This window comes from Sorangiineae bacterium MSr11954 (genome assembly GCA_037157815.1).
In the GTDB taxonomy this organism is placed as follows: Bacteria; Myxococcota_A; Polyangia; order Polyangiales; family Polyangiaceae; genus Pendulispora; species Pendulispora albinea.
Window position 1 is genome coordinate 6,331,637 of sequence record CP089984.1, and the last position, 21,988, is coordinate 6,353,624.

Genomic DNA, 21,988 nt, shown 5'->3' on the forward strand with positions numbered 1-21,988 from the left:
CGTTGTTCGGAGGTGCAAAACTTTGCTCCGATGGGGGACGCTTGATAAGCGCGCAGATGGGTAACTCTTCGTTTCCGAATCGTCGAGGAATGCATGGATTTGTTTCGGTCGATGCGGGTCTTCCGCGCGGTGGTGGAAGCGGAGAGCTTCGCGCGCGCCTCGAAGAAGCTGAACATCTCCACGGCCTGGGTGAGCAAACACGTCTCTGAGCTCGAGAAGCACCTTGGCGCGCAGCTCCTGCGGCGAACCACGCGCAGCTTGAGTCTGACGGAGAGCGGGCAAATCTATTACCGGCAGTGCGCCGAGATCCTCGACGACGTCGGCCGCGCCGAGGAATCGGTGAGCGCGCTGCGCGACGCCCCGCGCGGCACCTTACGGGTGACCGCCCCCATGTCCTTCGGCATTTTGCATTTGGCGCCCCGCTTGCCCGAGTTTTCGAGCCGGTATCCCGATGTAACGCTCGACTTGGTGCTCACCGATCGCGTGGTCGATCTGATCGACGAGGCGTTCGACGTGGCCGTGCGCATCGCGGCCCAGCTCCCCGATAGCCGCCTGGCCGCGCGCAAGCTCTTCACCGGGCGCCGCGTTCTCTGCGCCGCGCCCGCGTACATCGCCAAGCGCGGGGCTCCGAGTTCGCTGCGCGCGCTCGATGAGCACGATTGCCTCATTTACAGCCTGCACGCGACACCGCACGAATGGGCGTTCGAAGCGCCCGACGGCGCCTTGCAGAAGGTGCACGTGAACGGGTGCTTCATCGCCAACAACAGCATCGTCATCCGCGCCATGCTGCTCGCCGGGAGCGGCATCGCCATCATCCCCGAGTTCGTGGTGGGGGACGAGCTGCGCGCGGGAGCGTTGGTCGAGCTGCTGCCAACCCATCGCCCGATCGGCGCCACGGCGCACGCCGTCTATGCGCACAGCCGCCAAGGCTCCCCGAAGATTCGCGCGTTCGTCGACTTTCTGGTCGAGCGGCTCGCCGACCGCCCCGCGGAGCGCACGGAGAAAAAACGGCGCGCGCGCGGCTGATGGCGGTTCACGCTGCGGGGCTAGATGCCACCTTGCAGCAAGGTTCGCGCGAGATCCGACAGGAGCTTCACATCGTGCACGTCGGACGCCAGCTCGGGCACTTTGACGACGGGGACGTCGGCCGGGAGCCTCGTCTCGAGCGCGCGGATGTGGTGCGCATCGAGGGCTGCCAGCTTGACGGCATCGTAGTGGGCGCGCGACAGGCGCTCGGGCGCGTCTTCGTCGAGGGTGAGCTTGTGCATGGCCACGGCGGCGGCCGAGACCGAAATAGGGATCGGCGCCTCGGCCGCGAACGGCGGCGGGACCCGGTAGCGGTTCACCACCAGCGCGCCGCGCGGCATATGGTGCTGCTCCAGCCGGTCCGAAAAGTAGAGGACCTCTTTGATGCTCATGGGCGCGGGCGACGTGACCAGCACGAAGGCCACGTCGGTGCCCCGAAGCGTCTCCTGCACGCGGGCCGCGCGCTCTTTGAAGCCGCCGAAGAGATCATTGAGCTCGGTGATGAACTGCGCCACGTCTTGGAGAAAGCTGCCGCCGGTGATCTTTCCGATGGCGCGGAGCACCACGGAGGCCGAGCGGGCGAGGATGTTGAGCGACAGCTTGCCGGTGGACTGAAAGGCGTCGATGAACCACTTCATCGCGGCCGAGTCGAGCGCGTCGACGAGCCGGCCGGGGGCATCGAGGAAGTCCAGCGCGTTGGCCGTGGGGGGCGTGTCGAGGAAGACCACGTCGTAGCGCGGGTCGTTCTTCACGGCGATGAGCTTCTCCATCGCCATGTACTCCTGCGTGCCGGCCAGGGACGTGGAGACGTACTGGTAAAGCTTGTTCTCCAGGAGCCGCTTGGCGCTCTCGGGGCTCGACGAGTACTTGATCACGAGCTCGTCGAAGGTGCGCTTGGTGTCGACCATCATCACCGTGAGCGATCCGGTGAGCGGCGCGCCCGCCCGCTGGAATAGCTTCGGGTCGATCTCCATCGCCTCGGTGTTCATCCGCTCGATGCCCAAGCTCTCGGCCAAGCGCTTGGCCGGATCGATGGTCATGCAGAGGACGCGCTTGCCACGCTGGGCGGCGGCCACACCGAGCGCCGCGGAAGTCGTCGTTTTACCGACTCCACCGGCCCCCACCGTGATGATCACGCGGCGCGTGTCGACGATGGTCTCGAGGGACGAAGGCATGGGCGAAAGGAGCTTCACTCCTTACCACAGGATGCAAAATTGTGCTCGAAACGTCGCACCGGAGCTCTTTCCCGCACACGTTCCCTTTTCTCGTCCCGTACACGTTCCCGTCCCCGTACGCGCGCCCGAAATCGGCAGGGAAGCGCGGGAACGGAGACCGGCGCGGGCACGGGGCAGAGCCTTTTCTACCCCGGCTCGTCTTCGTATTCGCCCTCGGCGAGGTTGTCGAAGCGGGTGTACTCGTGGTCGAAGCGGACCTTCACGGTTCCCGTGGGGCCGTTTCGTTGCTTGGCGATGATGAGCTCGGCCACCTTGGGCTCGGTGGAGCCCTCTTTGTTGTAGTAGTCGTCGCGGTAGATGAAGCAGATGTTGTCGGCGTCCTGCTCGATGGCGCCCGACTCGCGCAGGTCGCTGATCTGGGGGCGCTTGGACTTCTCACTGCGCGTCTCCACCGCGCGATTGAGCTGGGACAGGGCGATGACCGGCACCTTGAGCTCCTTGGCGAGCCCCTTGAGCCCTCGGGAAATTTCGCTGATTTCCTGCTCGCGCGAGCTCACGCCATCGCGGCCCTTCATGAGCTGCAAGTAGTCGATGACCACCAGGCCGATCTTGCGCGCGCCGCGTCCGTTGTCGTCGGGATCGCGATCGTACTCGGCTTGGAGGCGGCGCACCTTGGCGCGCAGCTCGAGGATGCTCAACGACGGCGAGTCGTCGATCCAGATGGGCAGGCTGCCGAGGAAGGCGGCCGCCTGGGTCAGGCGGTTCCAGTCTTGCTGCCCGAGGAAGCCCGAGCGCACCTTGCTGACGTCGACCTTGCCCTCGGAGCACACCATACGATTGGCCAGCTGCTCGCGCGGCATTTCCAAGGAGAAGACGGCCACCCCTGCCCCTTCTTGCTCCCAGCGCTGGTTTGGATCGTTCTCGAGCTCGCGGCCTTTGGGGCTCGCGGCGTTGACGGCGACATTGAGGACGAAGCTGGTCTTGCCCATGCCGGGGCGGGCGGCGACGATGGTCAAGTCGCCCGGGTGCAGGCCGGCGGTGAGGCGATCGTAGCGGGTGAAGCCCGTCGAAATGCCGGTGATCCGATCGCCGCGTTGCATGGCGTCGGTCAGCTGCTTGAACGACTTCTTCATGACGCTGATCAGCTTTTCGACGCTGCTCGACTCGGAGGTTCGACTCAGCTCGTAGACCGATTGCTCGGCGCCATCGATGTACTGCTGCGCGTCGCCGTAGTCGATGTAGCCCTGGGCGGCGACCCGCTGGCAGGTGGCGATCAGCTGGCGAACGCGCCACTTCTCGTGGATGGTCTTGCCGTAGGCCGCGATGTTGGCCACCGCGGGGGCGCAGTTCAAAATCTCCGTGAGGTACGCCATGCCGCCGATCTGCTGGATGCGATCGCGGTTTTTGAGCCAGCTGCCGACCTGCACGATGTCGACCGGCTGCCCATTCTGGCGAAGCTCGATGCACGCCTCGTAAATGCGCCGGTGCGCCTCGGAGTAGTAGTGCTCCGGCTTGAGGAACTCCAGGACGCGGTCGAGCGCCATGCTGTCGATGAGCACCGCCGAGAGAACGGCCGCCTCGGCGTCGAGGTCGTGCGGCGGAACCCGGCCATCGATGGTGGGGGGCTCGTGAACCTCCTTCTTCCCCCGCATTGCCCACGCCTTTTCCACAGCTTATCCTCCAGAAAGCACGAAACCTCGGCCGCGCAGGCGCGCAACCGAGGTTCGATGATGAAGCAACTGTAGCACCTCTGCCAGCGCGGGCACCCGAGGATCCGGGTGCCCGGCGGAGCCGATCGCGCGTTGCTACTTCTTGACGACTTCGACCTTGAGGGTCGCGACGACGTCCGACAGGAGCTTCACGGGGATTTCGACGGCCCCGAGCTGCTTGAGCGGCTCGGCGAGCTGCATCTTCTTGCGGTCGAAGGTGATGCCCTGGGCCTCCACCGCCGCGTGGATTTCCTTGGCGGTGACGGATCCAAAGAGCTTGTCGTCCTCGCCCACCGCGCGGGCGATGGTGATCTGGAGCGCCGAGAGCTTCTGGGCGAGCTCGCGGCTCTCCTTCTTCAGCTTCTCGGCCTTGGCGAGGGCCACGGCCTTCTCGTGCTCCACGCGGTGCACCTGCGCGATGGTGGCCGGGACGGCCAGCTGGCGCGGGAGGAGGTAGTTGCGCGCGAACCCGGGGCGAACCTTGACCAGCTCACCCGAGGATCCGACGTTCGGAACATCTTGCTGCAGAATGACTTGAATCGTGGCGGGCATGATTGCTCTCCCTAGCCTTGCTGCCGTCAGGCCGTGACGGTGAAGGGCAAGAGCGCGATGTTGCGCGCGCGTTTGATCGCCTGGGTGACCTTGCGCTGGTGCAGCGCGCAGTTACCGCTGATGCGGCGGGGAACGACCTTGCCGCGGTCGGAGATGAAGTAACGGAGCGCCTGCGGGTCCTTGTAGTCGATGACCGTGACCTTCTCCGCGCAGAACTTGCAAACGCGCTTCTTGCCAGTGCGGCGGCGGCCGGGGGCATCCTGGTTCAGATCCGGGGTACGTCCAAAATCCTTGTCGTCATCCAGCATGGCCATGGATCAAGCCTCCTCTCCGTTGCTTTCACCACCGCCAGCTGCGCCCTTGGCCGCACCGCTCTCGGGGGCTTCCTCGTCACCGAAATCCTCGTCGCGCTCGGTGTCGCGATCTTCGCGGCCGCGGTGGGAGGCTTCGGGTCCGAGATCGACCAGACCGAGGGCGCGCTCGCGCGACTCTTTCTCTTCTTCCTCGGCCGGGAGCTCGAGGCGAGCCAGCTTCACTTCCTCGGGATCGATGGTGATCGCCGCTTCGTCGACGTCTTCCTTGACGAGGACCGTCTGGAACTTGAGGACGGCGTCCTGCAGCTTCAGGTTGCGCTCGAGCTCGTTCACCAGCCCGCCACGCCCCACGTACTTCACATAGACGTAGACGCCTTTTTTGTTCTTGGCGACGGGGTACGCGAGGCGGCGGCGGCCCCAGGCCTCGACCTTGGTGAGCTTGCCGGCTTCGCGCGAGACGACTTCGGCGACGCGGTTCTGAACCTTCTCCGCGGTGTCGGGATCGACATCGCCACGAAGGATGTAGATGGTCTCGTACTCCTTCGACTTCAGTGCTTGGGTGGTGGTGGCAGCTGCCATCGACCTCTCCTTTTGGGCGTTAGGCCCCCGGCGTTGCGACCGGGAGCAAGGGGAACCCGCGGAGTCCGCGGGGATGAGGGCGGGCTGTGTAGCACAGTCCGCACCCTGCGTGCTCTATTTTTTTCGGACGTTCACGGCATTCATGGCCGCGCTCACGCCGTTCATCACCACGGAGTGCGCCGCCGTCACCGCCCCATTCACCACATCGGGCAGCTCGGCACGCTCCACCGGGTCGAAGCCGGTCAGCACATAATCGGCGACATCGCCCCGGAAGCCGGGCGGCGGCCGCCCGATGCCCACGCGCACCCGCACGAAATCCGGCGTTCCAAGGCGCTGGATGATGCTCCGCAGCCCGTTGTGGCCCGCGTGGCCACCACCGAATTTTACGCGCGTATCGCCGTAGGGCAGATCCAGCTCGTCGTGGACGACGATGATATCGGCGGGCTCGACCTTGAGAAAGGCGGCGCACGGCTGAACGCTGTCGCCCGACAGGTTCATGAAGGTCTGCGGCTTGAGGAGCGCGTTGTGCGCTCCCTTGGTGAAGACGCCGGAGAACTTCTCCCGCCACTCGGGGAACGTGCCGGCGCGATGAATCGCATCGGCGACCATGAACCCGATGTTGTGGCGGGTGTCTTCGTATTTTTTCCCCGGGTTGCCGAGGCCGACGACGAGCTTCACATCCGACGCTGCTTCTCGAAGGTCTCGACTTACTTCTTCTTCGCGTCTTTGGCCGGTGCGGCGGCCTTCGCATCCTTGGCGGGTGCGGCGGCGGCCTTGCCACCCGCGGCAGCGGCGGCCGGGGCAGCGGCGGCGCCCGGGGCGGCGGCGGCTTCGTCGGCCGAGCGATCCTTCTCGGGGGCGACGACGGCGATGAGCGTTTGCTCCGCGGGGAGACGGACGCTGACGCCCTCGTCGAGCTTCAGGTGCTGCGTGAAGATATGGCCATTGAGCTCGAGCGGGGTGACGTCGACCTCGATCTTCAGCGGGATGCGGTCCGGACGGCAGCGCACGGGCAAGGTGCGGTAAACCTGGCGAAGGAGGCCGCCTTTGACGACGCCTTCGGCCTTGCCGGTGGCGATGAGCGGGATCTCGACGTCGATCTCCTCGTCGAGCTTCACCTCGACGAAGTCGACGTGCTCGAGCTCACGGCGAACCGGGTGGTACGAGTAGTCGCGGATCATGACGAGGCGCTCGGCGCCGCTCAGCTGAACACGGATGACGGAGTTTTTTCCGTGCTCGCTCTTCAAGATGGTGATCACTTCTTTCGGCGCGACCGCGATCGGCGTGGACGCGAGCGTCTTGCCGTATGCGATCGCCGGGATCTGACCGCTCTTGCGCAAGCGCTTCGCTTCTCCCTTGCCCGCAGCAAGGCGTGCCGAAACGGAGAGCTGGGCAATCGCCGAACCGGTGGAAGCGGAGGAACTGGAGGTGGTGGCCGCGCTCATGATCGTACGTGTCTCCTGGAATGTCTCGGCTGGCTCGCTTTGGATGCCGCTAAGAGGCGGTGCCTTTAGCAGAAAGCGGGGCTTGCAGGTAGCAAAAAGGTCAAATGACTGAATTTGGGGTCAGTAGGCAGGCGCGGGGCCGTCGCACGGGTCACGCGGTACGACACGACACTACGCGAACAACGAGCTGACCGAGTCGGAGCTGTGGATGCGCTTGATGGCCTCGCCCAGAAGGCGCGCGATGCTGACCTGGCGGATCTTCGCGCACTGCTTGGCCTCGGCCGACAGCGGGATGGAGTCGGTGACGATGACCTCCGTGATGGGCGATTCGCTGATGCGCTTGATGGCGGGGCCCGAGAAGACGCCGTGTGTTGCGCAGGCAACGACCTTGGTCGCGCCGTGGTTGACCAGCGCGCGGGCGGCGCCGCAGAGGGTGCCGGCGGTGTCGATCATGTCGTCGATGATGATGCACTCCTTGTCCTTCACGTCGCCGATGAGGTGCATCACCTCGCTGACATTGGCCCGCTCGCGGCGCTTGTCGACGATGGCCAGGCTGGCGTTGAGGCGCTTGGAGTAGGCGCGGGCGCGCTCCACGCCGCCCGAGTCGGGGGAGACGAAGACCGCGGAGGAGTCGAAGCTCTTCCTCAGGTAGTCCTCGAGCATCACCGGCATGGCGTAGAGGTGGTCGAACGGAATGTTGAAAAAGCCTTGGATTTGCCCGGCGTGCAGGTCGACCGAGACCACGCGGGTCACGCCCGACACCTGGATCAAGTCGGCCACGAGCTTCGACGTGATGGGGGTGCGCGGTGCGACCTTGCGGTCCTGACGCCCGTAGCCGTAGTACGGGATGACGGCCGTGATCGAGCCCGCGGAGGCGCGACGGAGGGCGTCGCACATGATGAGGAGCTCCATCACGTTGTCGTTGACGGGGCTCGAGGTGGGCTGAATCACGAACGCGTCGACCCCGCGCACGTTCTCGTTGATCTCGCAGAACGACTCGTTGTCGCTGAAACGCGTGATTTTTACCTTGGACAGCGGCGTTTCCAGGTAACTCGCAATCGAGCCAGCGAGCTCGGGGTTCGCGTTCCCCGCGAAGAGACAGACCTTCTTGAACATGTGAAAACCCCGCTAGGTCGGAATCAGAAGCGCGTGGTCTAGCTGCCAGATCCCCACATGTCAACGTAAGGCTCGTCCGACCCCGCAACCCGCCGTCCGTTATCGATGTAAATGACACGGTCCGCGAGCAGGCGCACCTCCTGCCGGTGGTGTGTCACATGGATGAATGGCACCCCCAGCTCGGATGCCGAGGCACGCACGTCGGCACAAAGCGACTCTCGCAGGTCTCGGTCCATCGCCGAGAACGGCTCGTCCAGGAGCACCACCCGGGGCGCCATCGCAAAGGCGCGCGCCAGGGCCACCCGCTGCGCCTCCCCGCCCGAATACGTGGACGGGCGGCGGTTCTCGAGGTGCGCCACGTGAAAGCGCGCGAGGAGCTCCCGGGCCTTCGTGCGCTGAACCTCGCGCGCGAGCGTCCGGTCCATGCCGTAGACCACGTTGCCCACCGCGCTCATGTGCGGAAACAAGGCCAGCGACTGAAAGACGAAGGCGACCCTCCGCAGGTGAACGGGGCGGTCGATCCGCTGGGTCGAATCGAGCCACACGTCGGTGCCAAGGGCGACGCGTCCGCGGTCCGGGCGAAGGAGCCCCGCGATGGCCGCCAGGACGGTGCTTTTGCCGGAGCCTGACGGGCCGAACAAGATGGTGATCCCCGGCGGCGCCTCGAAGGCCACGTCCAAGTGGAAGGCGCCGCGCTGGATGGCCAGGCTCACCGTGAGGCTCGCGCCCGCGCTCGCGGGCTCGGGGACCGAGTGGGTCACGTGCGGTGCCTCTCCGTGAGCTTGTTCACGGAGTAGAGCACGGCGGTGGCGACCAAGGTGAGCACCACCACCAGCGCAAAGGCATCGTCGTCGCGCTGCGCGAGGATGGCGTCGAAGATGGCCAGGGAGGCGGTCTGCGTCTCGCCCGGGATATTTCCGGCGACCATCAAGGTGACCCCGAAGTCGCCCAGCGCCCTCGCAAAGGCGAGCATCGACGCGGCGATGATCCCGCGCGCCGCCAGCGGCAGCCGCACCGTGAAAAACGCGCGCCAGGGGGAGGCCCCCAAGGTGCGGGCGGCGAAGATCAGGCGCGGGTCGATCTCCTCCAGGGCGGCGCGGCCGGATTTGACCACGATGGGGAGCGCGCCCACCGCGGCGGCGCAGACGGCCCCCGTGCGCGTAAAGACGATGCTGGAGCCGGTGAGCGTCTCGTACACGTGGCCGATGGCGCTCTTTCGTCCGAGGAGCACGAGCAGATAGTAGCCGAGCACCGTGGGCGGCATGACCATCGGCAAGGTGATGATCACGTCGAGCAGCGCGCGCCCGGGAAAGCGGCGGGTCGCCAAGAGGGCCGCGATCGCCAAGCCGGCCACCGCCGCCACGAGGGTGGAGACGGTGGCGACGAAGAGCGAAAGGGCGAGCGGGCTCACTCCGGCTCAGTGACCGGGGGGCGGGGTGAGCGATTCGCCCGGGAGCAGGAACCCGAAGCGTCGCATGATGGCCCGGCCTTCCTCCGAGTTCACATAGGCGGCGAAGGCGCGCGCATGCTTTCGCGGCGCACCGTCCTCCTGCGAGCCCCCTTTGCAGACGACGATCTTCTGATCGAGGGGCGCGTGCAGCTTGGGGTCGACCAGCACGTAGTCCCCTTCGTCGGTGGCGATGGCGAGCGAGAGCGCCACCACCGCCGCCTCGGCGTTGCCGCTCTGGACGAACTGGAACGTCTGCTGGATGTTCTCGCCGTAGACGACCTTCTTGGACACCGCGTCCCAAGCCCCCACCGCCGTGAGGGCCTCCTTGGCCGCGCGCCCGTACGGCGCATGCTCGGGGTTGGCGATGGCCACCTTCGCGAAGCGGGGATCCTTCAAGTCGGCGAGCGACTGCGGGGCCCCGGCGCCGTCGTTCTTCTCGCCCTTGTCGTTTTTGCCCTTCTTGGTCCAGACCACGAGGCGGCCGCGCGCATAGAGGGCCTGGCCCTCCTCGAAGCACGCGCCGCTCTTGATGGCCTCGTCCGCGAACGACTGGTTCGCGGACGCGAAGACGTCGAACGGTGCGCCCTGGGCGATCTGCTTGGCCAGGAGCCCCGAGGAGCCAAAGGAGAAGACGACCTTCTTGCCCGTCTTGCCCTCGTACCCCTTCCCCACCTCTTCGAACGCGCGCGCAAGGTCGGCGGCCGCGGCCACCTTCAGCGGGCGCTCGGTGCCCATGGCGGAGGACGAAGCCTGCTCGGACGCATCCTGCTTGGCGCCGGCCGGCTTCCCTTGGCAACCTAGGCCGAGGGCGGCCAGGCTCGCGATGGCCACCAGGCTCGCGACAGACGCGACAGACGCGACAGACGCGAACGCTGGGATGCCTCCGAAGACGTTAGTCCTTGTAGATGATTGTGCCGACATCCTCTCCCTCCAGAGCACGCGTCACCATACCGCGGGTGAGGCCATTGACGATCTGCAGCTCGTGGCAAAATCGCGCGCGGGTCAGATATTCGATCACCACGCGCTCGAGCACCAGGTCCACCAGATCGCGTTTGAGCAGCTCGCGGGCGCCGATCTTGGGGATGTGCGTGGCCGACGGGTTCTTCTTCGGATCGTCGGTGTAGAGGCCGTCCTCGTCCTTGATGAAGATGGCGCGCTTGACCCCGAGGACCTCGGCCGAGAGAAAGACGCCGGCGTCGGTGCGGTGTTGGGGGATGCGACCGTTTTCGGTGGGCTTCTCCCAGTACCCGAAGGGCGGCATGCCGGTCATGATGGGGATGCACCCGAGCCGGAAATAGAGCGGGAGCTTCTCGAAGTCGTCGTGGAGCATGAAGATGCCGCCGTGACGGGCGAGCAGCATCTGCAGCATGCGCGCGTTCTGCCGGGGAACATAGCCGCCGAGCGCCGCCAGGAGCCCGGTGGGGAGCTCCAGATCCGAGGCGACCGCATAGACGTGGCGCGCGCGGGTGCCGCCGCCGCAGCAGAGGAGGAGCTTGTATTTGTCCTTGGCGGCCGCGAGCTCGTCCAAAATGGGAAAGAGCGCGGCGCGGCCCCGGTCCATCACCGATTGTCCGCCGACCTTGAGCACCTTCACGTCGGGCATGAGGGCGACGGGATCGTACGAGAACGTGGACGCCTGCGAGTGGGTCAAGGTCGAGTTGGCGAGCGGGGATTCGATGGTGCGGCGTTCGAGGCTCATCGTGGGTTCACCTTTTCGGCATTCTCGGTCTCGTGGGTGTCGTGGGTGTCGCTGCTTTTGCTCTTCGCCGGGGCGTCCGTCTTCACGATCACCGTCCCCACGTCTTCGCCGGCGAGGGCGCGCGCGAGCTCGCCGCGCCGCAGGCCGTTGATGATTTGCACCCGCCGGATGTGACGCGCCGTGCGCCATGCTTCGAAGAGCTGGCGGTCGAGGATGAGGTCCTCGGGCATCTTCTTCAGGAGCTCCGGCAGGGTGATGCGGGGAATGAGCTTCGCGCCCTTGTCCTTCTTGGGATCGCGATCGTAGAGTCCATCTTCGTCCTTTACGAAGATGAGGTTCTGCATGCCGAGCACCTCGGCGTGGATGAAGAGACCAAAGTCGGAGCCGTGCGCGGGGAGCGGGCCGTCCTCGGGGGGCGGCTCCCAGAAGTGGTACGGCGGGGTGGAGATGACGATGGGGAGCATGCCGCTCTCGAGGTACAGCGGCAGCTCCCAGAAGTGCTCGCGCTGCATCACGATGGAGCCATGCTTGGCCAGGAGCGCATTCAGGAACACGGCGTTCGCCTCCTCCATGGCGCCCACCAGCTGCGCGATACCTCCCGTGGGGAGGCCAAGATCGAGCGCGATGGCCACCGTGTGCCGTACCCGCGTTCCGCCGCCCACGCCCAGCACGATCTTGTGGTGATAACGAATCTCCGCGAGCTCCGCCGCGAGGGGGACGAGCGCCTCCTTGCCGCGATCGAAGATGGAGTGACCGCCGAGGCTCACCAACGTGACATCGGGGAGGATTTGAAACTCGTGCTCGGAGGCGGTGGTGGCCACCGTGCGGCGATCCACCAACGATTGGCGCATCAACTTGGACACGATATGCGTGCGGCCGTCACCAATCTCGATTCTGCTCTTGCTGGTCATAGGAGTCGCTCCTCTGCGCTTGCCACGATGTCATCCTCTCCATTTCGCGCCGATCGCAAACGTTCGAGCGCCGCCACGAGATGAAAGCTCACATATCCGGATAAAACCCCAAAGCTGGTGTGCACCAGAAAGCCCGGCACCAGCATCGCATACGCCACCGCAGGCGCCTGCACCGTCAAGGTCACGATAAAAATCGTCGCAAACCGCCCCGCCCCAATCGCGCCCCCCAGGATCGACCACACGAGCCTTCCCGGCTCGCGGGCGCGCATCACCAACGGCACCAACGCGTCGCATAGGATGCCCGGTGTGACATGCTTGATGATCTCGAAGACCCCATAGCGCCCATCACCTAGCAAGAACGCGACCGTCCCCATGGTGAGCCCCGTCATGGTCGCACCGAACCGGGACCGCGAGAGCACCGTCGCCGCAATGTAGAGCGGCGTCAAAATTACCAACTTGTGCCCCGGCGCAAAGGGAATGCTCGGCAAAATCTTGAGCGCCTTGATCCCCAACATGGTCAAGGCAATCCCCGCGATCACCGCCACGTCGCCGTCGCCCTTCTTCGTTCTGGGCGCATGCTCCTCCACCCTCCGAATCTGCCGCTCGATCCTCTCCGCAATGGGCCCGACATCGCCCCGCCCAATGCTCTTCACCGTCGCCAAAAAACCCCGAATCCCCCCACCCTCTCCCCCAGCCCCTGCGCCCGCAAGCCCGGCACCGGCGCCCGACCGTCGACCTCCGCCTCCCCCTCCGCCACCACCGCCCCGACCTCTTCCCCCTCCGCCACCGCCGCCGCCCCCGCCCCCAACACGATCCCCCAACAACGCCAGCACCGCATCGATGGACGCCGCAATCGTCTTCTTCAACCCCAGCTTCCCGAGCCCCGCCGCGATCGCACGCTCATCCCCCGCGCGCGCCACCTGCGACGCCAGAATGACGGCGACGACCCGGAGCAACATGGCCGCGCCCACGGCGACGCCGGTCGCGTTGAGCGCGAGCTGGTAGCCCAAAATGGGAACATGGACCCACGCGTCGGTCGCGGGGTCCTCGGAGGTCAGCGCATAGGATAGGAGGATGAACAGCGCAAAGCCCCAAAGCTTGGTCACCTGGCGCAGCAAACGCCGCGGCGGCAGGCCGACCACGAGCCACAGCACGGCCTGCGAGCCCGCGAGGAGCGCGAGCCAGACCAGGCCCTTGACGGCAAACGCCCCGAGGGCGAGCACCGCGAGGTAAAGCACGCGAAGGCGTGGATCGAGGGGGCGCTTCATGGCATGTTGGTGAGGATCGGCCGGGTGCATGTGGGGAGCTGCGCCGGCTTCATCTTGAAGCAGTTTCGGTCGCGCGGCTCGCTCAATCGCCTTTGTACTTTAGCGGCGGGCAGACGCATCGGGGGATGTTCTTCTTGACGGCCGGTAGCTTTCGCAAATACGCGATGATGGCGTCGACCTCCTCGTCGGGCATGCTTCGGTAGTGCTTCATCTGGGGGCAGAGGTTGGAGCTATCGAAGTCGATGCCGTCGCGGATGGCGAGCCTAAGCTGCCCGTCGGTCCAGTTCCCCAAACCCGTTTCGGGATCGCTCGAGAGGTTCGGCGCGTAAAGCTCGACATTGGCCGCGTAGTCCCCCAGCTTGCTCGTCCTCCCCGCCAGCGGGCTATCCCCTTCGTTGTGGCAGTTGCCGCACCCGCGCGCGTTGATCGCCTTGGCGCCGGCCGAGCCATCGTCGGGCACCATGGCCTTGGCATCCTTGGCCGGTGTGCTCGTACCGCCGCCACCGCCGCCACCTTTCTTACCACCGCCGCCGCCTTCGGACGAACCAGCCTTGCTCGCACACCCCAAAACGGTGGCCGCGACGATCGCGAGCACCACGGCCCGCCCTCCCATCCATGTATTCGGCATTCTCATGGGGTCCATCCCTTGTTTCGCCGTCCTGCAACTTCGAAAATCCCGTGCTCGGGAGCGGCCCCAACGAGCCATCGCGCGAGGGATAAAACCGCCAGGACGCCAGGGACGCCAACACGTCGAAGCTCGAAATTAGGACCCCTGGGGATTTCAAACTTCGAAGCTGGCGATCCTAGCGTCCTGGCGGTTTTATCTCTCGCTGCTGCCCGTGCCCGTCCCCGTACACGTGCCCGATCTCCCACCCGAAGGCTTCGGGCACGGGCACGGGTACGGGGCAATCGACTCAGGGCGTCGCGGGCGGCGGTGTTGCCTGGCCGCACTGCTTGTTGTTGTACTTGGTAATCGCGTCTTGCACGAAGGCGTCCAAGCTCGCCTTCATGGTGTCGTTCATCCGGTACGCCGGGTGATCCTTGTACGGCTTGCCGGCGAGGACGGCCTCTTGCTTGGCCATGATGGCGTTGGATGCCACGGGCTGCGTGCCATTCAAGCCGAGGTACTTGACGATGAACTTCGGGGTCTTGGTCTGCGGGAAGGTCTCTTTGTCGAGATTGCTCCCCACGGCCATGTAGAAGCCGCCGTCACCGTTGGTGTGGCACGTGCGGCAAGCGGCGTCGCGGCAGCCGGTGCACGTGTTCGGGTTCTCGCCTTGGCGCGGGATCGTTCGGAGATTCTGGAAGCCAATGGCGTTGAACTTCGTTTCGTCGAGGCAGTCGCCCATCTTTGCGAGGATGTTGACGGGTGCCCCTTGCCCGGCGCGCTCCTTGGCTTCGATGGCGAGCCAGTCTTGCACGAGCTTCGACTGGTTCGCGTCGAGCGCAGGAGCGGAGCCGCCCGAGTGCGTGCCCTTCGTGAGGAAAAGGCTGTTGGTCTGGATCAGACCGCGCACGCTGATCCCCTGGTAAGACGTATCCGCATCGGTGGCCAGGAATTTCGGTGCGCCCGCGGTTCCATTGGCGTGGCACTCCACGCACCTGGGGATCGCCGGAAACACCTTCTCGACGAAGAACTTGCGTCCCTCCGAGTTCTTGCTGCCCGGCCCCGTCGCTGGGGGCGGAGGGGGGTTGTTGGTGCCTCCCCCTCCGTTCCCATTGCCGTTGCCGTTCCCATTGCCGTTTCCGGTGCCGTCTCCGGTTCCATCGCCTCCTTGGGTGCCATCGCCTCCCGAGGAGTCACCGTTATCGCCCCCGAGCCCCGACGTCGGCCCTTGCGAGCAAGCGGCGGCGAGGACTGCGGCGGCCAAGGCCGAGAACAGGTGTCGATTCATATCAAGACTCCCTCTTGCGACGGACGACGGTCAGTGCAGCGAGCATGCCAGCGAGCAATGCTCCGACACCGGCCGGCGTCGTGTTCGTAGCGCCCACCGAGCAACCACCCGCGCCGGCGTTCATGTCACCGCCCTCGCCATCGTCACCCAGGCCGCCGCTGTTGTTGCCGGGATCGTTGCCGGGGCCGTTGCCGAAGGGATCCGTACCATCGGGCGACTGGCCGACCGGCGGGGGCGGCACGACGACCGTCGGCGACGGGCCGTTCTTGATGTCGGAGATCGAGGTCGCGCGACCCGGGGTGGTCTTGATGCCCTCTTGCCAGGTCGAGGGGACCAAGGTGAGGAACATGCTGTGGCGGCTGTCCTTGGTCGCCGTGGCCAGGTCCTTCAGACCGGGGATGGCCGACATGGTGAAGCTCGCGACCTCGGGCATGAAGCCATTGGGCTTGCCGAAGCCGGGGTTCTTCAGACCGCCGATGCCGTTGATGAAGCCCGCGCCCTGATCCTGCGGGTTGCGCTTGCCGCGCGCCGGGAGGTTGGCGACGTCCGAGGTCGTGGAGACTTCGTACATCTTGTACGGATCGAGGGTGCTGATCTTGCCGGTGACCGGGTCGACCGGGATCATCTGCACGCGGCCGGGGCCCGTGCCGCTGGACGAGCCGCCCATGACGGCCACCGCGGGCGTACCCGCGCCGCCGCCGTAGAGCGAGCCGATGGCGTGCGCGTGGCGCTGGTAGGGGGCGACGCGCGAGGCCTCGTCGAGCTTCGTGAAGGCGTCGCCGCCCGAGCTCACCTTCAGGGTCGTGAGCATCGAGAGGTTCTCACCGCCCGTGTGCCCGTTGCCCTTGACGCGCGTGCGGCGCGCGTTGGCGCTCTTCTGCCACTGGATGGCGACGACGTCCTCGCTCACGAAGGCGACCGAGGGCTGCACCGCGTACATGTTCTGGCGCGGCGCCGACGCGGCGATCAGCTTGCTCTTGACGGCCTTGCCGGTGTCCACGTCGAAGAGGACGGCCCGAACGCCGATGTCGGCGGGCTGGTTGTTCGCCTCCACGGTGGTGATCACGCGCGTGCGGCGCTTGACCGCGACCCCCGGCGGCTCGCACTCCACCTGCGGGCGGCTGTGCTGCGCCTCGTTCACGACCTTGGTGAGGTACGGAACGGTCACCTTGGCGGCGTTGTTTTGCATCTCGACCTTGACCTTCATGACGTAGGCGTTCTGGTTGTTGCGCTGAACGCCGACGAGGAAGGACTCGCCGTTGCCGTCTTTGCCGAGGGGGCAGATGCTGTGCGGACCGTACTGCTGGTCGTCGCCGCCGCCGAGCTTGATGAGGTTCGTGGGTTTCTCTTTGTTGTTCCCGCGGGTGGTGTTGCTGATGTTCAGCATGTTCCCCTGCTTGTCGAACACCCAAGCCACGGCCTGCGGGTTGTTGTTGTTGTTGCCGTTGTCCTCGGACGCGAAGATGTCGATGAGGAAGTTGTCACCGATGGCCGCCAGCGGGCGCATGTGCGTGCGCTCGCCGTTGAGGGCGGGCAGCGCCTTCGGCGGCACCGTCACCTGGAGGCCGCTCTCCGTGAGCTGCGCGATCGAGATCGCCCCCTGGACGCCGGTCTGGCCGTTGGGTTTGACCGAGTCGGTCCACGTCATGAAGATATTGCCGTTGGCGTCGGCCGCGACGCTCGTATCCATGACGCCTGCACCGGTTTGCTTTCCGATTTTTCCGGCAGCAGACTCCTTCACCGTCATCTGCGCCGTGCGCAGAAGGACCGCCGGTCCCCCGGTCTCATCGGCCACTGCCACACCCGAAGCAACCATTGCGAGGGTAAAGACGGCGCCTGCACCAACACGAGAGCTTTTTATCGACATAACATCCTCCACATGGCTCGACCACGCCCCGTAAAAAACGCGGGGCCGAACTTCGTTCCCTTGGGTTTCTGCGCTCCTCCGGCCCGGCCGGAGTCGCGCGTTCAGTTTTCGCGCTCGCCGCTTCCGGGCGCTTCGTTTTGATGATTATCTCGTGCGGCCACCGCGCCGTCTTCCGGCGGATCATCGACTACGGGCACGACTTGGTGCGTGCTGGCAGGCGTGCGTTTGTGAACGAGAACTGCGGTCACCGTCGAATCGCAGCTCGTTACGGGCTCCTCCCCCTGGACTTGGAGTGCGGCAGGGATATGAACGCGCACGCGGCCGTGTTGATGCTTGGGCAAAGTAAAGAAGAGGTCCTTGTCGTTTTTCATCCAGTCCGCGCGCGATGCGCGAACAATTAAGTCGTCTCCCGATACCAGCTCGACGGAACGTGCAGAGGCCACGTCCACTCCGATTGAAGCCATGAATTTCGTAAGCGAATAAAGATAATCCCCGCCGTCATTTTTGCCGATGACCACCGAATTGGCGATCGCCCGCCGCTTCACGTAGCCGGCCAGCTTGCCGTCCACGTAAATGCGCGTGCCCTTGGCCCGCTCCCCGTTCGCGTACGGATCCTCGGCGGCGCACAAATCCTCGAGGGTCTTGGGCTCGTCACCGGTGGGGGGCGCGGCGGCGGCGGTGGCCGCGCCGGGGAGCAGATGGCAAACGAATTTGGGGTCGATGGCCGGGCTCGGCTTGTCGACATAAACGGAGAGCCCGCGGATCTCGTGGATGATGTAGCCATTCTTGAGGCCCGTGGTCGACCAGCGGATTTTGGCGATGCCGGAGGTCTCGGTCATGAAATCGAAGACGAAGCGCTCCTTTTGCGCGCGAAGCTCGTCGCCCTCGATGCTGCCGATCTTGTTGCGATTGCCCAGCATATGAACCGAGCGAACGCGCTCCAGCGGGACCCCCACGGCCTTCAAATATTCGTCGATGCGGTAGAAGCGGGCCCCCGCGCTGGGGTATTCGGACGACGTGCGGGGGATCACCGTGGAGGGCAGCTCCCCATAGCGCATCACCGAAATCTGTTTTCCGTCGAGCCACACGGGGACATCGACGTTCTTCATCTTGCGCGAGCCATGCTGCTGCGCCGGCGCTCGAGCTTCTTGCGCGTCTTGCTCGCTCGCGGCAGGGGCGGAGACGGGCTGGGTGTTCGCGCGCGCCTTGGCGTGCGAGCGCTTGGAGCAGCCGCCGAGTGCCATCGCGCTCGCAACGAGCGCCAACGAGAGCCATGTGATGTGCGGCCGGATCATCGGGGTGTCGCCTCTGCAACCCCGCTTTGCACGTGATGTGCCGACGTTGTTACATGGCCCGCGGCCGGGAAATTGTCGGGGTTTTCTGCATTAACATCCGTTTAACCCCGCGCGTTCTTCGGACAGCCCAAGGCTCGATACCCTGGAACATCGGTGTAACAAGATCCAGGTCCTGGTCCGAGCTCTCCCCAGGTCGGATGGTGCGGGCGCGCGGAGTGGAAGATTCCAATGATTGTATTGAGTGCATTATGCATACAATTTACCGAACACAGGAAAGCCCGTGGATCGCCTGATTGGGAGAGGAGATGCACGGGCTGAGGTGAAGAGACCGGATTACCGGTCGATAGCAATTGGCCTGATGGAGCGTGGGTGATCCGGCACTGAGCCGGTCGGGGCTCACTTACGGAACGGCGCAATATCCATTGCCACCGCACCGCTTCGTCTCCGGGCAATCGGTGGCGGCGGTGGCCGGTTTGCAGGCGCGCGTGCAGCGCAGGCCCTTTTGATTGAAGCGGACGCACGCGAGCTTCGCGGCGCAATCGCCGGGTTCTTGGGGGGTCGTGGCCTTCGTGCAGGCCTGTCCGAAACCTCCAGCGCCGCCCGCATCCCCGCGGGGTCCGCTGTCGGCCCCTGCGTCGGTTGATCCACCCCCGCCGTCTCCGGGATCCGGGTCGCCGCCATTGTCGCCGTTCCCATCGCCGTTTCCGTTTCCGTTCCCATTTCCGTTCGGCGGATCGGCCGTTCCCCCATCCTTCGTACCTACTCCTTTGTTATCGCTACCCGAGGGCTCGTCCGCGCCTGCGCAGGCCGCGACGCCCAAACCTGCGGCCGCGAGGGCCGCAAAAACCAGGGGAAATAGTACGCGCTTTTCCATGGTGGCCGTCCTAAGCAAGAATGTGCCCAACCGAATCACGCGACATCGGTCTAGTTCTTGAAGATAGGCGGCAAAGATATGGTGAACCACGTATGGTGAACGGCGTGAGGCTGGTGGCATGGCTGATCGGTTCGCTCGCGCTATTGGCATGTTCGAACCATGACGCGCCGTCGTGTTATCGCGGTGAGTTCCTCACGTGCGCCTGCAACGGTGCGCGATCGGGGTTGGCCATGTGCCTGGCCGACGAGAGCGGATACGGCACCTGCGACTGCAGCGGCGCCGTTCCCGGGCTCGACGCGTCCGTCCCGCCGCCCGGCGAGGGCGATGCGGGGGCGGGCGACGCGTCGGGCGGCAAGTTGCCATTCATGTCGGGGTGCGATCAAAACGAGCAATGCGAAACGGGGCTTTGCTTTCCTTTCAACGCCAAGGGCCCCCACTGCAGCAAGCGATGCGCGGGGGACGGTGATTGCCCCTCCCCCTCGCCGGGATGCAACAACCAGAAAGTCTGCAAAGCCCCGTGAATCCTGCTCTCCGTTTCGCGCTCCTCCTGCTCGTTCCATCGGTCTCGTGCCTCACGGCGACATCGGCCTTCGCGCAAGCGAAGAAGAAGGACAACGGCGACGTCAAGCCCGCCGCAAACGGCAACGGCAACACCGATAACGGCGCCATCCCCGAGGTGCGGGTCATTGGCGAGCGCGCCGATTCGCTGCAGAAAATTCCAGGCTCGGGCAATCTGGTTACGCAGACCGACATCGAGCGCGCCCAGCCCTACGATTTGGCGGAGATGGTCCGGAGGGTCCCCGGGCTGACGGCGCGGCAGGATTACGGTGGAGGGCTGCGGCTCGATATCGGGTTACGCGGGCTCGATCCCGGCCGCAGCCGGCGGGTGCTCATCCTCGAAGATGGGATTCCGCTCGCCATCAATCCGTACGCGGAGCCGGATATGTATTATTCACCCCCCATCGAACGGATGCGGGGGATCGAGGTGGTCAAGGGCAGCGGGAGCATTCTATTCGGCCCCCAGACCATCGGCGGGGTCATCAACTTTTTGACCGCCATGCCGCCCGACAAGCCGCACGCGGTGGTCGACGTGGAGGGCGGCAGCTTCGACTACAAGCGCGCGATGCTGAGCTGGGGCGACTCCATCGGGGCCACGCGCTACCTGGTGCAAGGCGTCTACAAAGAGGGCGACGGGCTGCGCGCGGAGGCGTTCAAGTCGGCCGACGTCTTCGGCAAGGTGATCTTCGAGACCGGCTCCAAGGGCCAAGCCACCTTGAAGATCGGCCTCCACGACGACCGCGCCGACTCCGACGACGTGGGCCTCACCCAGGCCATGTACCGCGCCGATCCCCGGCGCACGACCTTGGCGCCTTACGATCGCCTGGCGCTCCGCCGCTACGATATCTCGCTCACGCACGAGCAGCGCTTCAGCAAGAGCACCAAGCTCAAGACGCTCGTCTACGCCTACACGACCTCGCGCATCTGGCGGCGGCAGGACTACGCGCGCGCGCCGCAAGCGGGCATCACCTACGAGCGCATCATCGGCGATGTGAATGTGCCGGGCGGCGCCATCTACTTCAAGAACACCAACACGATCCTCGACCGCAGCTACGACGTGGCGGGGGTCGAGCCCCGCTTCGAGCACCGGCTCCACACGGGGCCCGTGGCGCACACCTTCGACGTGGGCGCGCGGCTCCTGTTCGAGCGCGCGCACTACCAGCAGCGCACGGGCGATTTCCCCACGTCGTACGCCGGGAGCTTGATGCTCGAAGAGTTCCACAGCACCGCCGCGGTCGCGGGCTATGTGCAAGACCGCATCGCCTTTCGCGACGATTTGATGGTCACCCCGGGGGTGCGCGTCGAGCACGCCGACTTCACGCGAAACGTCACGCGCCAGGGGAGCGGCAGCGCGGTGAGCGATCGCGATGTGGAGGGCAAGAGCTCCAGCACCGCGGTGGTGCCGGGCATCGGCATGATCTTCGGCTCGCGGCTGGCGCACGTGTTCGGGGGCTTGCACGTGGGGTTCTCGCCGCCGCGGGTCACCAGCTCCGTGAGCCCCAAGGGCGAGAACCTGCAGCTCGACTCGGAGCGCAGCATCAACTACGAGGTGGGCACCCGGCTCTCGGACAAGAAGCGCAATCGGTTCGAGGTCACCGGCTTTCTGTCGAACTTCCAGAACCAGCTGATCTCGTCGAGCGAAGGCGGCTCCACCGAGCTGGTGAACGGCGGCAGCACGCGGCACATGGGGGTGGAGGCGGTGGGCGCGCTCTCCATCGGCAAGCTGCTCCACTTCGACGCCGACACGGATCTCGATCTGGGCGCGCGCTACACGCTCGCGCGCGCCACGTTCACCGGAGGCCCCAACGACGGGATGCTCCTCCCGTACGCGCCGATGCACACGGTCTCGACGAACCTGGACTTCGGCTACCGCGGCTTCATGGCCGAAGTCGCCTACAACTACGCCGACTCCATGTACACCGATCCGAAGAACACGGTCCCCGAGGACGTGAGCGGCCGCACCGGGCGCATCCCCGGCTCGCACCGGGTGGACGTGGCGCTGAAGTACAAACACGCAGCGAGCGGGCTCTCCGTTCGCTTCCTCGTGAAGAACGCCCTCGACGATGTGTTCATCATCGCCCGGAGGCCCGAGGGCATCTTCGCCAGCGGGTTTCGGCAGTTCATCGTGGGCGTCCGGTGGGACTTCGAGGGCAAAGGGCGGGCGGGCGCCGCCGAGTGAAGCGCGCATGGCGCACGGCGATCGGCCGTTGCTTCCGCACCGGCCGACGCAATCCTCATGCTCGTGCAACGTCGGA

Annotated in this window: 22 protein-coding genes; 3 read left to right on the forward strand and 19 right to left on the reverse strand. The window is 65.6% G+C overall.

The genetic code is table 11. The annotated features are described in order from the left end of the window. Positions 1 to 93 precede the first annotated feature (93 nt). Positions 94 to 1,026 carry a LysR substrate-binding domain-containing protein gene (locus LZC94_24345; protein WXB11003.1) on the forward strand — a complete coding sequence of 311 codons (933 nt, stop codon included), beginning with the start codon at positions 94 to 96 and terminating at the stop codon, positions 1,024 to 1,026. Positions 1,027 to 1,046: 20 nt separating this feature from the next. Here LZC94_24345 and LZC94_24350 read toward each other — a convergent pair whose 3' ends face one another. From LZC94_24350 to LZC94_24440, 19 genes are all read right to left on the reverse strand, one after another. Further along, the gene (locus tag LZC94_24350; protein WXB11004.1) at positions 1,047 to 2,201 is read right to left on the reverse strand and encodes an ArsA family ATPase; all 1,155 of its coding nucleotides are present in this window, start codon (positions 2,199 to 2,201) and stop codon (positions 1,047 to 1,049) included. 185 nt (positions 2,202 to 2,386) lie between these two features. After that, positions 2,387 to 3,853 (reverse strand): replicative DNA helicase, encoded by a 1,467-nt coding sequence (gene dnaB, locus LZC94_24355; protein ID WXB11005.1) that lies wholly within the window; start codon positions 3,851 to 3,853, stop codon positions 2,387 to 2,389. Positions 3,854 to 4,006: 153 nt separating this feature from the next. Beyond that, the gene (gene rplI, locus LZC94_24360; protein WXB11006.1) at positions 4,007 to 4,462 is read right to left on the reverse strand and encodes a 50S ribosomal protein L9; all 456 of its coding nucleotides are present in this window, start codon (positions 4,460 to 4,462) and stop codon (positions 4,007 to 4,009) included. A gap of 26 nt (positions 4,463 to 4,488) precedes the next feature. Continuing rightward, complete coding sequence (gene rpsR / locus LZC94_24365) at positions 4,489 to 4,776, reverse strand: 30S ribosomal protein S18 (GenBank protein ID WXB11007.1); 288 nt, start codon at positions 4,774 to 4,776, stop codon at positions 4,489 to 4,491. Between the two features lie 3 nt (positions 4,777 to 4,779). Beyond that, complete coding sequence (gene rpsF / locus LZC94_24370; protein ID WXB11008.1) at positions 4,780 to 5,355, reverse strand: 30S ribosomal protein S6; 576 nt, start codon at positions 5,353 to 5,355, stop codon at positions 4,780 to 4,782. Positions 5,356 to 5,469: 114 nt separating this feature from the next. Beyond that, positions 5,470 to 6,033 carry an aminoacyl-tRNA hydrolase gene (gene pth, locus LZC94_24375; GenBank protein ID WXB11009.1) on the reverse strand — a complete coding sequence of 188 codons (564 nt, stop codon included), beginning with the start codon at positions 6,031 to 6,033 and terminating at the stop codon, positions 5,470 to 5,472. A 29-nt stretch (positions 6,034 to 6,062) separates the two neighbouring features. Further along, positions 6,063 to 6,800, reverse strand: a complete 738-nt coding sequence (locus tag LZC94_24380; protein ID WXB11010.1) for a 50S ribosomal protein L25 — start codon at positions 6,798 to 6,800, stop codon at positions 6,063 to 6,065. A gap of 171 nt (positions 6,801 to 6,971) precedes the next feature. Next, positions 6,972 to 7,916: a ribose-phosphate pyrophosphokinase gene (locus LZC94_24385; GenBank protein WXB11011.1), complete on the reverse strand. Its 945-nt coding sequence runs from the start codon at positions 7,914 to 7,916 to the stop codon at positions 6,972 to 6,974. A gap of 38 nt (positions 7,917 to 7,954) precedes the next feature. Then, complete coding sequence (locus LZC94_24390) at positions 7,955 to 8,677, reverse strand: ATP-binding cassette domain-containing protein (GenBank protein ID WXB11012.1); 723 nt, start codon at positions 8,675 to 8,677, stop codon at positions 7,955 to 7,957. Beyond that, positions 8,674 to 9,327, reverse strand: coding sequence for a molybdate ABC transporter permease subunit (gene modB / locus LZC94_24395; GenBank protein ID WXB11013.1), 654 nt, complete (start codon positions 9,325 to 9,327; stop codon positions 8,674 to 8,676). The genes LZC94_24390 and modB overlap by 4 nt, the downstream gene beginning before the upstream one ends. A 6-nt stretch (positions 9,328 to 9,333) precedes the next feature. After that, complete coding sequence (gene modA / locus LZC94_24400; protein WXB11014.1) at positions 9,334 to 10,197, reverse strand: molybdate ABC transporter substrate-binding protein; 864 nt, start codon at positions 10,195 to 10,197, stop codon at positions 9,334 to 9,336. Between the two features lie 61 nt (positions 10,198 to 10,258). Further along, on the reverse strand, positions 10,259 to 11,065 hold the full coding sequence (locus LZC94_24405; protein WXB11015.1) for a hypothetical protein: 807 nt from the start codon (positions 11,063 to 11,065) through the stop codon (positions 10,259 to 10,261). Beyond that, positions 11,062 to 11,976 carry a hypothetical protein gene (locus tag LZC94_24410; protein ID WXB11016.1) on the reverse strand — a complete coding sequence of 305 codons (915 nt, stop codon included), beginning with the start codon at positions 11,974 to 11,976 and terminating at the stop codon, positions 11,062 to 11,064. The genes LZC94_24405 and LZC94_24410 overlap by 4 nt, the downstream gene beginning before the upstream one ends. Next, positions 11,973 to 13,244 (reverse strand): energy-coupling factor transporter transmembrane protein EcfT, encoded by a 1,272-nt coding sequence (locus LZC94_24415; GenBank protein WXB11017.1) that lies wholly within the window; start codon positions 13,242 to 13,244, stop codon positions 11,973 to 11,975. The genes LZC94_24410 and LZC94_24415 overlap by 4 nt, the downstream gene beginning before the upstream one ends. Positions 13,245 to 13,326: 82 nt before the next feature. After that, positions 13,327 to 13,878 carry a c-type cytochrome gene (locus tag LZC94_24420; GenBank protein ID WXB11018.1) on the reverse strand — a complete coding sequence of 184 codons (552 nt, stop codon included), beginning with the start codon at positions 13,876 to 13,878 and terminating at the stop codon, positions 13,327 to 13,329. 280 nt (positions 13,879 to 14,158) lie between these two features. Continuing rightward, on the reverse strand, positions 14,159 to 15,139 hold the full coding sequence (locus LZC94_24425; GenBank protein ID WXB11019.1) for a hypothetical protein: 981 nt from the start codon (positions 15,137 to 15,139) through the stop codon (positions 14,159 to 14,161). Position 15,140: 1 nt separating this feature from the next. After that, the gene (locus LZC94_24430; protein WXB11020.1) at positions 15,141 to 16,940 is read right to left on the reverse strand and encodes an MYXO-CTERM sorting domain-containing protein; all 1,800 of its coding nucleotides are present in this window, start codon (positions 16,938 to 16,940) and stop codon (positions 15,141 to 15,143) included. Positions 16,941 to 17,107: 167 nt separating this feature from the next. Next, entirely contained in the window at positions 17,108 to 18,301 is a 1,194-nt protein-coding gene (locus LZC94_24435) for a hypothetical protein (GenBank protein ID WXB11021.1), read from the reverse strand. 400 nt (positions 18,302 to 18,701) lie between these two features. Next, the gene (locus LZC94_24440) at positions 18,702 to 19,175 is read right to left on the reverse strand and encodes a hypothetical protein (GenBank protein WXB11022.1); all 474 of its coding nucleotides are present in this window, start codon (positions 19,173 to 19,175) and stop codon (positions 18,702 to 18,704) included. 92 nt (positions 19,176 to 19,267) lie between these two features. On the opposite strand from LZC94_24440, the gene LZC94_24445 reads away from it, so the two are divergent. Both LZC94_24445 and LZC94_24450 read left to right on the forward strand, forming a co-directional pair. After that, the gene (locus LZC94_24445) at positions 19,268 to 19,696 is read left to right on the forward strand and encodes a hypothetical protein (protein ID WXB11023.1); all 429 of its coding nucleotides are present in this window, start codon (positions 19,268 to 19,270) and stop codon (positions 19,694 to 19,696) included. Continuing rightward, entirely contained in the window at positions 19,693 to 21,912 is a 2,220-nt protein-coding gene (locus LZC94_24450) for a TonB-dependent receptor (protein ID WXB11024.1), read from the forward strand. Before LZC94_24445 ends, LZC94_24450 begins: the two co-directional genes overlap by 4 nt. Positions 21,913 to 21,988: the final 76 nt, after the last annotated feature.